8 protein-coding genes are annotated in these 11,672 nt (G+C 68.9%); 2 read left to right on the plus strand and 6 right to left on the minus strand.

Translation table 11 applies throughout. The annotated features are described in order from the left end of the window. Positions 1–692 precede the first annotated feature (692 nt). Positions 693–3,428 carry a helix-turn-helix transcriptional regulator gene (locus AC069H_RS19205; RefSeq protein ID WP_478233240.1) on the plus strand — a complete coding sequence of 912 codons (2,736 nt, stop codon included), beginning with the start codon at positions 693–695 and terminating at the stop codon, positions 3,426–3,428. 4 nt (positions 3,429–3,432) lie between these two features. Here AC069H_RS19205 and AC069H_RS19210 read toward each other — a convergent pair whose 3' ends face one another. From AC069H_RS19210 to AC069H_RS19235, 6 genes are all read right to left on the minus strand, one after another. Next, the gene (locus tag AC069H_RS19210; RefSeq protein ID WP_478233241.1) at positions 3,433–3,954 is read right to left on the minus strand and encodes a DUF3558 domain-containing protein; all 522 of its coding nucleotides are present in this window, start codon (positions 3,952–3,954) and stop codon (positions 3,433–3,435) included. A 90-nt stretch (positions 3,955–4,044) separates the two neighbouring features. Further along, the gene (locus tag AC069H_RS19215) at positions 4,045–6,114 is read right to left on the minus strand and encodes a helix-turn-helix transcriptional regulator (RefSeq protein WP_478233242.1); all 2,070 of its coding nucleotides are present in this window, start codon (positions 6,112–6,114) and stop codon (positions 4,045–4,047) included. Between the two features lie 443 nt (positions 6,115–6,557). Further along, positions 6,558–8,231, minus strand: a complete 1,674-nt coding sequence (locus AC069H_RS19220) for a type IV secretory system conjugative DNA transfer family protein (RefSeq protein WP_478233243.1) — start codon at positions 8,229–8,231, stop codon at positions 6,558–6,560. A gap of 71 nt (positions 8,232–8,302) precedes the next feature. Then, positions 8,303–8,800, minus strand: coding sequence for a hypothetical protein (locus tag AC069H_RS19225; RefSeq protein ID WP_478233244.1), 498 nt, complete (start codon positions 8,798–8,800; stop codon positions 8,303–8,305). Positions 8,801–9,502: 702 nt separating this feature from the next. Then, positions 9,503–10,351: an oxidoreductase gene (locus tag AC069H_RS19230; protein WP_478229738.1), complete on the minus strand. Its 849-nt coding sequence runs from the start codon at positions 10,349–10,351 to the stop codon at positions 9,503–9,505. 2 nt (positions 10,352–10,353) lie between these two features. Then, positions 10,354–10,947, minus strand: a complete 594-nt coding sequence (locus AC069H_RS19235; protein WP_478233245.1) for a TetR/AcrR family transcriptional regulator — start codon at positions 10,945–10,947, stop codon at positions 10,354–10,356. Positions 10,948–11,417: 470 nt separating this feature from the next. Between AC069H_RS19235 and AC069H_RS19240 the strand changes: the two genes are divergently transcribed. Then, on the plus strand, positions 11,418–11,672 hold a 255-nt coding region (locus AC069H_RS19240), incomplete at its 3' end, for a transposase (RefSeq protein WP_478233246.1).

Here is an 11,672-nt window from a genome sequence, read left to right on the forward strand (position 1 = left end):
TCCGGGGTGCGTCGCCAAGTCGCGGTCTACGCCGACGACGCAGACCACTGGCCTGTGTATGCGCTGCGGCGCAGACTTCCTGGACGTCGGCCGGGCCGCGCACGATGTATCGGCTGTTCGATGACCGCGTGGAGAGGGGCCGTCTTATCTGGACCACGCCGAGCACTGCCTCGGCGTTTGCCCGGTGGTGCGGTTCCTCGACGAGGACGCCCGACGCTGGGCCGACATGCCCGCCCCGTCGACGGGTACACGCTGCTGGCCGATTCGTTGAGCCACGCGACCTGCTCCGGGACCGGGGGTGAGCCGATGGCTACCTCCCCAGAGGGACGGGCGGTGACCCGTGCGCACAAGCTCGCGTAAGCCCGTCTTGCCGTGCGCGTGGTGTCCGAGGTGCTCGCCGTCTGACGGGCTGTAGACCCGCTCCGGCATACGGCCCTCGATTGGCCGGAACCGGTCCTGGCCGCACTCGGCCGCCTCCGAGTCCCGCGACCTGGCGATGACCTACTACCGGCGCTACGCGAGGCCGAGGCTCCCCCGCCGTAGGTCTCCCGCGCGATATGTTCGCGGACGACGATGACCGCTGGCGCGCGTCAGCGCCCATCTCGAGTTCCCGCCGAATCGCCACTCGCGACCCACCATGCCGACGCGATAAGCCGGTTGCTCCGATCCGGTGACCGTGTGATGCTCTCCGCGTGTCGGTTCTGATCGGGCGTGAGCGAGAACTGGCCGTTGTCGACACCGCGCTCGACGCACTCGCCGCCGCGTCCGGGCCGCCGTGGATCCTCGAAGTGGCAGGCGAGCCCGGCATCGGCAAGACGTCGATTCTCGGAGCTCTGGGCGGGAACGCCCGTGATCGACATTGCCGCGTACTGTCCGGGCGCCCCACTGAGTTCGAACGGTCGGTGCCCTTCGCCGCTGTGCTCGACGCGCTGGAAGGTCACCTCGACGAGCAGCTCGCCGAAAGCCTGCACGGAGCGGCGGACACCGGACGCGGGAAGATCACCGTCGCCGAGCGCTTCCCCTTGCACCGGGCGGTCCGCGGGCTGATCGAACGTCTCGCCGAGCCCGACGGGCTCGTGCTCGTCCTCGACGACCTGCACTGGGCCGATGCCGCGTCGGTCGACCTGCTGACGTATCTCCTGCGACATCCGCCGCAAGGCCGGGTGCTGCTGGCCTTGGCGTACCGCCCGGCACAGGTCGCGCCCGCGCTGGCCGCCGGGCTCGCCCACGCGGCTCAAGACGGGTTCGTGCGACGGCTGCCTCTCGACGGATTGTCCGAAGAGGACGCTGCCCGCCTGCTCGGCCCGGACGTCGACAGGGGCCGGAAGCGCGCGTTGTACGCCCAGAGCGAGGGCAACCCGTTCTACCTGCTGGAGCTGGCGAAGAATCCCGGCCGGACGAGTCTCGGCGCCGTGTTGCGGGCAGAGCTCGCCGCGCTGCCGCCGGTGCAGTTGCTGGTGGCACGGGCGGCGGCGGTGGCAGGGGATCATTTCGATCCCGCCATGGTCGCGCGGATCGCCGCGCTCAAACCCGCCGAAACCTGGGTCGCGGTGGACGGTCTGCTGGCGCGTGACCTGCTTCGCGAGGACGGCGACGCACGCCGTTTCCGGTTCCGCCACCCCCTTGTCCGCCAGGCGGTCTATACCGACGCCGGGGTCGGCTGGCGGACGCTGGCTCACGGCCGGGCCGCTGAGGCGCTCGAAGACTTCGGCGCGTCCTTGCCGGTTCGCGCCGACCATGTCGCGAAGGCCGCGGCGCGAGGAGATCGGCACGCCGTCGACCTGCTCGTCGAAGCGGCGGGTACGGCGGAATCCACCGCGCCCGCGTCGGCCGCGTACTGGTTACGTACCGCTGTCGCTCTGCTGCCCGCCGGGCAGGACCACCGCCGATGGGCACTGTCCGTGCGGGCGGCCCGAGCGTTGGGACGGACCGGGGAACTCGCCGAAGGTCTGGAGATCGTCACCGCCCTGCTGCGGGAACTGCCGACCGACGAGCCACTACGTGCGGACGCGGTGGCCGCGGGGGCGGCGATGTGGCGGCTGCTCGGTGACCACGGCGCCGCGACGGACGCGTTGTACGCGGAACTCGCCGCTCTCGCCGATCAGCACGGCGAGGCCGCGGCGAACCTCAAACTGGAGATCGGTGGCGCCCACCTCATGGCGGCCCGGTTCGACGCCGACCGCGGCTTGGCACTGGAAGCGCTCGCCACGGCGAAGGCACTCGGGAACAAGGCGCTGGAAGCGGCGGCGTACGGGCTGATCGCGGTCAGCCGCCATATGAACGGCGAAGCGGTGGAAGGGCTGCCGTGGTGCGACGCGGCGGCGTCCGCTGTGGACGGTTTGACCGACGAGGCGCTTTCCGAACGGCTGGACGCGGTCGTCTGGCTGGCCTGGAGCGAGGTGTTCTTCGGCCGCCTCGCCGACGCGGTCCGGCACGCGGATCGCGGCCTTCGCCTGATCCGTGACACCGGTCAGCAGGCATTGCTGCCGTATTTGCAGATCGTCCGCGCCGACGCCCTCTACTGGCAGGGGCGACTACCCGAAGCGTTGTGGGCCTCCGATGACGCGTACGAGACCGCGGTGCTGCTCGGCAGCGCCGAGCTGCGCAAGAGCGCGGGGGCGACGCTGTGCTGGCTGCTCACGGTCACCGGTGATCTGCCTGCGGCCGTGCGCACCGGAGCGCGAGCCGTCAAGATCGACTGCCCCGAGTCGGGCTGGTGGGGACCCATCGCCGACCTGTACCACGCGCATGCCCGGTGGGTGGCGGGAGAGGTCGAGCTGTCCGCCGAGTACGCGAGGATCATGGACGCGGCCGACACCCCGCGCGTCGACGAGGAGGACTTGCTCCGGTTCTACGAGTGCCTCACCCGCGCGGAGATCGGCCGTCACGATCCGCGCGCGGCAAGGGAATGGGCCGAACGCCTGCGTTCGCTCGCCGGCGATGGACTGGACCTGCGCGCCGGAGTGGCGGACTTGTCCATGGCCAGGGTCCTGCTCGCCGAAGGCATGGCCGACGAGGCCACCCGTACCGCCGGGGACGCGATCCACCTGCTCGAGGCGGTCGGTGCCCGGCTGCATCTGGCGCAGGCCGTCCTGGTGCGCGCCGAGGCGTTCACACTGGCGGGTGATCCCGGCGCAGCGGCAGCCGACCGGCTGCGTGCGCGCACATTGTTCGCCGAATGCGGCGCGCGCGGCTGGTCGGCCGCCACGGCTTCGGCCGACGGCGTCCCGATCGGTTGGGAATGCCTGACCGTACGGGAGCGGGAAATCGCCGAGCTGGTCGCCCGCGGAGCGTCCAATCGCGACGTCGCGGCCAAGCTCGTGCTCAGCGAACGCACCGTCGGCACTCATCTGTCCAAAGTGTACGGAAAGCTGGCGATCGGCTCGCGTGCCGAGCTGGCCGGCTGGTACGCCCGGTATCGCACCTGACGTCTCACAACCTGCCGAGCGCGGATCTGGCGATCGTTTCGGCCTCACCGCGAGCTTTGTCCGGTTCCTCCAAGGCGATGGAAAGGACCTGGACGGCGAAGTACAAGTCGCCCTTGAGGACGTAGAGCGATCTTGTGTCCGGCACCCAGAACGCCTGGTCGCCCAGCCCCGGCAGCGAAACAGGGCTGGGCACGGTCGCCATGGACTGCTCGAAGTTGGCCTTCGGGCTGCCCGCCGAACCCGGGTAGACGGACAGGTCCACCGTGTCCGCGTTGTCGGTCCGGTAGTGGCAGCTCGCGCCGTAACCCTTGGCGCCGCCGGAGGTCTCGCTCCGCGTGGACGGCTTGCCGAGGGCGCGGTCCGCGAGCTCCTGGGTGAGCAGGGAGCACGGCGGCGGGGCGGCTTTGTGCCCGGACTCGGCGGGGCCTGTGCCGGCGGCACCGTTGTCCTTGGTGCAGCCGGCCACGAGCAGGCACGCCGCGACGGCCATGGCCACGGTCGTGCGGGGACGGAAGGTGATGTTCACGATCGCAGTATCTTTCTCGCTGTCATGGTTGAGACAGGCCGACCGTAGGAACACGCCTGTCGAAACCCTGAGTCCGCGCTGAGCGCAGGCTCAAGAGGCCGCCAGTGCGCGGATGACCGCGGAGACGAGTTCGGCGCGGGAACCGACACCCAGGTTTCGGCGTGCATGGGCCAGGTGGGTCTCGACTGTGCGCCGCCGCAGGCCGAGCCGGTCTTCGATCTCCCGGTTGGTGAGCCCTTCGGCGACGAGCACGCAGACCTGGCTCTGCCGGGCGGACAAACCGGGGACCGCCGTCATCTGCTGCCCCGCGCGCGTGGACGGCACCAGCGCCGACAGTTCGCCGGTGTCGACGCCCGCCGCCGCGATCGTGGTGAGCCAGCGTTCCGCTTCCGTGAGTTCACCACTCGCCACCAGCGCGGTGAGGAGAAGGCGGCCGAAGTGGCCCACCTGGGTGCGGCGAACGCGGGGCGGGACGTGGTCATGGTCGAGCAGGGCTTGGACGCAGCATTCGGCGAGTACGCGGTGGTCGGTCAACGCGGCGGCTTGTGCTCGTAGCAGCCTCTCCCGCACTGGACGGTCGAGCTTCACCGCGGACAGAGCCAGTCCCCGTGCCGCGAGCTCTCCTCCTGATCCGTCGAGCGCGTTCGCGGCTTCGGCGGCGATGGCCAGCACCTCGGGGCGTTCTGCCAGGTCTTGGTCAGGCGACTCACGGACAAGGGCGACGGCCGCTTCCAGATGTTCGGCCGCTCCCTTCTCCCCCGGCCCCCTGACGAGGGCGAGCGAGGCATGGCTTTCCGCCTGGCGGAGGCGATCCCCGCGCCGAGCCGCGAGCTCGAGCGCCTTGGCGGCTTGACGCTCGTCACCGCGCAGTCCCGGTGCGGGCGCCGCCAGCCGCAGAAAGAGGTCCAGGGTCAGGCCGATGTCTGTGTCGCCTGCCAGGCCGAGTGCCGTCCTGGCGAGGGCGCGAGCGTGCGCGCCCTCGCCATCGACCGCCGCGCACCGCGCCTGGCCCAGAATCGCCCGTGCTCGGCTGACGCGGTCGTGCGCGGACAGCGACAGCTTCTGATACGCCTGTCGCACGCGGCCGGGCAGGCCCGCGCGGAACAGCGCGTCGGCGAGCAGGCGGTCAACGCCGCTGGGCGTCTGGGCCTGCGCGTGTTCCAGCCACAGCACGGCCCTCGCGGGGTCGGTGGCCGTCACCGACGCGGCCGCCTCGGTGAGAACGGCGACGACCTCCGGCCCCGGCTCGCTCCAGAGCAGATGTGCCGCCAACCTGGTCGCGTTCGCGCCTTTCCGGCCCAAGGCTCGTGCCGCGCGGGTGTGAGCTCCGGACAACCAGGCGACACTCGCGCTCGAATGAGCGTGGTCCCGCAGCGCCGGATGCCGGAATTCCCAGGTGACGCCGTCGGTTCGGAGGATGTCCATCCGATGGAGGCCGTCCAGCGCCGACGCCGTCCGGGTCGCGGTGGTTTCGGCGATCTCGGCCAGCAGAGCCGGTTCGGCGGGTTCGGCCAGTACCGCGGCTGCTTGGGCGATCAGGAGTTCGCCGTCGTCGAGCGTACCGAGTTCAGCGGTGAGATGCGGGTTACCGTCGTCGGAGTAGGCGGCCAGGTAGCCGGGAACGCCACCGGTTTCGCGATGTAGCGCGGCGGCGATGGCGGCGGGAATCCCGAACTCGTCGGCGATTTCGGACACCGTCCACGGGACGAGCTCGGTGAGGTCACCGGACGAGAGCGCCCCAGGCAGGTCAGCGAGTTGCCGAGGCCGGTAGGCGATCGCGATCAGGAGCCGGAAGCGAGGTGGCCGCCGGAGCAGCCCGGCCAGCAGGCCCAGCGTCGCGCTGTCGGCGTGGTGCAGGTCATCGACGAGGAGGACGTTCCCGCCGCGGCGGAGATGCTCGTCGAGCGCCCGCCGTGCCGTGGTGAGGCCGGATGGGTGGTCGAGATCGAGCGGTTCGCACAGCATGCCGAGCGGGGTGTCCGCCAGCGAGCGGGAGCCGTGGGCTCTGAGCACCCGTGAGCCGGAGGTACTCGCCGACGTGGCGAGTGCGCTCAGCAACCTGGTCTTGCCGAGACCCGGGCCGCCGGAGATACGCACCAGACGCGTCCCGGCGCCGGGACGCACCAGCCATCGCAGCTCGGCGGTGAAAGCGTTTCGCATGGTCAGCTCGGCAGTGGTCGGCGGTGCTCGGGAAAGCGTAAGGCGATACAAAGCGCACTGGTTACCGTGGATCATCATCGGGTACGACGAAGAGCCGGACAAACCCGGTCGTTCGGAAAGGACGGCGGAATGAATGAGGTGTTGCCGTCGGGGCCGCTGGTGACTCGGACGATCTGGCAAGCCGTTCGGGAGCAACTCGGCGATGGACATACTCGCGGCAACGCCGAAGGGCAACCCCATTGGGTGATGACCCAGCTCGACGATCCGGATTTCAACGGCGTCTACGATCCCGTTTTCCACACCGATGAGGCTGGTCGCCTGGCCAAGGTCGACGAGGTGATGGCTCCGTTCGAAGCCGCCGGGCGGCCGATGCTGTGGCATGTCGACCTCTCCCACTGCCGCCCCTGGCTACCAAGCGTCCTGCGCGGCCGCGGCCTGCGGCACTATGAGTCGGGCATCTGGTTCATCGCGTGCAGCGCGACGCGGTACTTCCGCAGCTGTTCCAGGATCGCGGCGAGGTATCCGCGCGACGCTCCGTCGACCGCGGCGAGCTCGTCGACGAAGGCGTCGCACCTGCGGCGCTGATCGACCGGGGTGTCCGCACGCGAGCGGCCGGCGCGGAACAGGTCGTAGATCATGAACGACGTGATCAGCTTGTTCGTCTCGCCAGTGCCGGTCGTGCAGACGAAGACGATCTTCCCGGTGTCCATGGCCCGGCGGACGTTGTACGTCGTGACCGACGAGCCGAGGAAGGCGGACAACGTCGGGCTGGTGCGCAGGCGGTTGATGATGTTCGTGACGACCGTGGTCGCGTCCGGAGCGAGCTTCGTGAACGAATCCGTCCAGTAACGACGGATGCTCGGCTTCAGTACGCGCAAGACCTCGTCACGCCAGGCGTCATCGTCGAGGAGCGTCGGGATCTGGAAGATCGTGGGCGCGCATTCGGCGGGCAGTCGCATCGCGAGATAGCAGAGCGCCTCGCATGCCTTCGTCAGGATCGACTTCGCCCTCGGCGCAGAGTCTCCCCATCCCAGCGCCGTGGCGAACGAGGTGACCACGGCGTCGACGCGGTCCTCGATGTCCTCTTCGGAGAAGCCCTGCATGCTGAGCGGGTTCCAGCCAGGCAGCCGCTTGTCTCGGCCACGGACGTCGAGGTTGACCTCCCACAGCCGATTCCGCAGTTCAGGGTCCGAGAGATACGGTTTCGCGCGCTTCCAGCCGTCAGCATGTGGATCCAGGAACCAGACCCCGCCACCGAGCCGTGCAATCTCGATCGCCTGCGCGAGCGCCTCCTCGGTCTTACCGAAGCCGGCCTTCCCGAACCGCGCCGAGAACAGCAGCTCTCGAACCGGGACCCCGACGAGCCGGTCCTCGCCGTTGAGGTCGGTGACATAGCCGAGCCGCACCAATCCCGCACCGGGCTTGTATCGCGGGATCTCCCTGGGAGCGGGCATGACCCAGCCCCGGCTGCGGGCGATCACCGGCGACAGACAACGCCCGGATGGCGGCTTCAACAGCGCCGCGATCTCACTGGCCGTCACGTAGGACCGGCTGCGCGGCTTGGCCAAGCCGGTGTCGAAGCGCCGGTCGAAAACCCTGCGGATCAGGACCGTGTCCGCGCCGAAATGCCAACCCAGCACGCGCGGTCCTCGAGCTCGCCAGTAGTTGTCGCCGCGGTAGACGTCGAAGGCGCCGATCACGCTGCGCAGATGCGCCTCGGCGCGGCCGGGGATCTCCGAACGGCAGCGGATCAACAGCTGGACCGCGAAGACCGGCTCGTCCGTGGCGAACTTGTTCGGTACCGGCGCCATCGTTCGCGACGCAGGCCGGCGGGCTCCGCGCGCCGTCGGCACGAACTCGCCGATGATCTCGCCGGCGGCCTCAACGAGCGCTCCCGTTACCGTCCCTTCCTGCTTTGCGGTCTGACGAGCAAGGTGGCGGATCCTCGCGGGCGTCAGCGGAATCAGGTCGAGGCAGACGTCGACCGTCTCACCTAAGTCCGGCCGGACGTCGCCGAGCGCGTTCGCCAGAGCCTGCAGCGGGTCGTCCGGACGAAGGGGCAGCGCCTTGAGCGCGAGGTGGGCCGGACGCGCGAGAACCAGCTCGGCGCGCGCCACATGTACCTGTGCTCCCTCAGCTGAAGGAGAAGTCTCCTCCCTTCGGCGTGCCCGGAGGTCTCGCAAGAAGTTCATCGCGCTCCCCCGCCCGCACTGAGGTCATTTCGCCCTCGTCCGTCGTGCCGGGAGACATCTCCTCGGTCGTCCGCGTTGCGGCGGATTTCGACTTCCGGGTAGGTCAGCTTGTTGATCACGCCGGTGATCGACTCCCGGCCCTCCACGCTCATCGTCAGCTTCCCGAACACCTCGTCGGTGCTGAACCGCACCCGGACACCGACCGCGGACTTCGGCACCCAGCCGTGCACCGGGCGCACCCGGCCGAGCTGGTGCGCAAACGCCAGAACACCCTGGAGCGACGGGTCGAACGTGGCGGTCGGGAGGAGGTCGTAACTGACTCTGGAGCGGAGGTGGTGGGAACGGAAGTGTCGGTGGAGGACGAAGACCGCGATCAGGATCGCGACCACCGCCGTGGTCACCCACCACAACGCGGGCTCGGCGAGCACGTGGTGGAGATCGAGCGCCTTCGGCGCGCTGGTTCCCTGGATGGCCTGACGGCCATGGGGGAACAAGTCGGCATTCCCGGCTGGCCTTGCCCAATGGCGTTGACCAGTGGAAATCCGCAAACCTCGGAGACGCGCGAACGCTGAGTCGATCGCAAGACCAACCGCAATCTCATTGCGAAGCATCATCATGACCAGGACATGCGCCGACACAGTCCCGTTCAATGCAGAAGTACGTCCACGACCACGTACGTCCCAGCGGCGTCAGTGGCCAGTCGGAATTCCCCGTGGACGGCCAGTTCGATTTCCCCGGCTGGCGGCCAGTTGCACGGTCGGTGATCGCAGCAGGTTCGTCGGCCGGCGCGGCCGTGCTAGTCATGCCGCGAAGCTGATCGCGCCTCGACCGCCAGCACGGCGCGGCGCGGTAGCACGGGGATCCGTCAGTTGCCAAGGTCGTGGGACCGCCGTGTTGCCAGCGACAGGATCACCTTGCAGCTCGGCGTCGTTGTAAGAACACGTTCTCGATGGCGGCGCCCGCGCGTCAGCCTCCCTGCCGCTAACGCTCTCTTCTGCCGATGACAGGTTGTTCGCCGACGGGTGGTCAGGTGGAGCAGCGGTAGCGGTCATAGGCCTCATCGGTTGGTGACGCCGCCGCGTCGGCTGGCAGTCGGGTCTGTCCCGGATTGAACTTCCGCGGTGACGTTGCCGTCGTTGGCGGAGGTCCACCCGAGCGCTGCGCGGCACCTGGTGGGCTCGCCGGGCGCGTCGTGGTCAGTTCGAAGCGATCTGGTGACCATCGGGGAAGTCGGTGGAGCGGGATAGCTCCGCCCACTCGTGCAGGTCCTTGTCGACCGCCGCGCGGCCGGCCGTGACCAGTCGCAGCGCATCTGAGCCCAGTACCAGATGCACGGGTGGCTTCTCGGCCTCCAGGACCTTCAGGACGGCCTCTGCCGCTTTGGCCGGGTTACCCAGTTGGTTGCCGCTGGCCGCCTGCCGGGTCGCACGAATGGGTTCGAACAATGTGTCGTAGTCCTGAATGGATCGTTGCGTGCGGACCATCGATCGGCCCGCCCAGTCGGTGCGGAACGAGCCGGGTTCGATGATCGTCACGTGCACGCCGAAGTCCGCGACCTCCTTGGCGACGGTCTCCAGTATGCCTTCCACGGCGTACTTGCTGCCGCAGTAGTAGGCCAGCCCGGGTACGGTCATCAGCCCGCCCATGGAGCTGACCGCGAACACGTGCCCCGCACGACGCTTGCGCATGAACGGCAGTACCGCCTGGACCGTGGCGGCCACACCGAACACGTTGACGGCGAACTGCGCCCGGAGCTCGGAGAGTGGTGATTCCTCGAACACTCCCTCGTGTCCATAGCCGGCGTTCGCGATGAGCACGTCGATCGGTCCGACCTGCGCCTCGATCTCACCCACGAGGGAGAACACGGCGGCGTCGTCGGTGACGTCCAGCTGACGCGCGTGCGCACGTCCCGGCGCGAGCGCTTCGAATGCCGCGACGTCCTGCGCCCGGCGGGTCGTGCCGACGACGGTGTGCCCGGCGTCGAGCGCCCCTTGGGCGAACGCCCGGCCGAGACCGCTGCTGACACCGGTGATCAGGAAAAGCATGGCTACCCTCCAGGTAGGACGCGGCACCAGATCTCGACCATCGTTTCGGTCGTGCGATCCAGGCCGCCGGGTTGTGTTGACGCGTGGTAGAAGTTGCGTTCGGTCATCCAGCACAGGGCCTGGGCGAGCGCCGCCGCGCCGGTCGGGCCGTCCTCGTCGGGCAGGCCGGCCGCTATGAGGACACGAGTCATGGCCTCGGTGTTGTTGGCGATGGTGTCGCGCCACAGGCGGGCGATCTCGGGCACTTCGGGGCCGAACTCGACCGCCGCCCGCATCACGAGTCCGTGCTCACGCCAGGTGCCGGCCGTGTTCTCCACAGCCCTTCGCACGGTGTCGTGCGTGGGCAGGCCGGGGTCGGCGGACTGATCGTCCATGTGCAACCGGGCGACGGTGCGTGCGACCAGTGCGGCGAGAACCTCCTGTTTCGACCCGAAGTAGAAGTACAGCGAGCCGCGGGAGATGCCCGCCCCCTTGGCGATCGACTCGACGGTCATCGGCTCGATGTGCTCCCGTTCGAGCAGCACCTCGGCGGCGTCCAGGATCGCCTGTTCCCGCAGATCGCCCTTGCTCGGCGTTTCACGACGTTTCGGTGCCACGACACCACTATGACACAGTGCAGAGAAAAATCGGCACTGTGTCGAAAATATTCTGCGTGACGTAGACCGCGCTGCTTGCGTCCGGCTCGAAGCCTCAGCTCGGGAAGTGACTACGGCCGGCAACAGATCTCGGCGGGATGACGATGGCTCGGGAGCACTCGGGGGAGTCTCACACCGAGGACACGCCCGTGGCTGGGTTCTGCGGCCGACCATCGATCAGGTCACTGCTCACGCAGGCAGGCACGGGCAGCTCGCCCCCGAGGCTCGCCGCATATCGAACATCCGCTCATGCCGCAGGTCGGGCGTTGAGAGAGCGTGCGCGCGCCGAGGGGAGCGTCTTCAACTGGGCTTCGGTGAACGCGGGGTGGTAACGGGGGACGCTGAGTGGCGACTGGTTCCCTGGTGAGGTTCACCCCGTGTAGTGGACACCGAGTTAGCAGGACCGGTCGTCCTGCTGAAAGGATGTCCTCATGCCTCCTCGCAAGCGCCGGTTGTACACGGCCGAGTACAAGGTCGAGGCTGCTCACCGCGTGATCGATTCCGGCCGGACGATCGCTGAGGTTTCCCGCGAGCTGGGTATCGACGCGGGCATGTTGAGTGTCTGGGTCAAAGACGAACGTCGACGGGTCACCGCGGCCGAGGTCCACGGGGACAAACCTCTGGAGGCGGCCGAGCGGGCCGAACTGTTGCGCTTGCGCGGGCAGGTGGCCGAGCTGGAGAAGGAC

Source organism: Amycolatopsis sp. NPDC043887, from assembly GCF_056435665.1.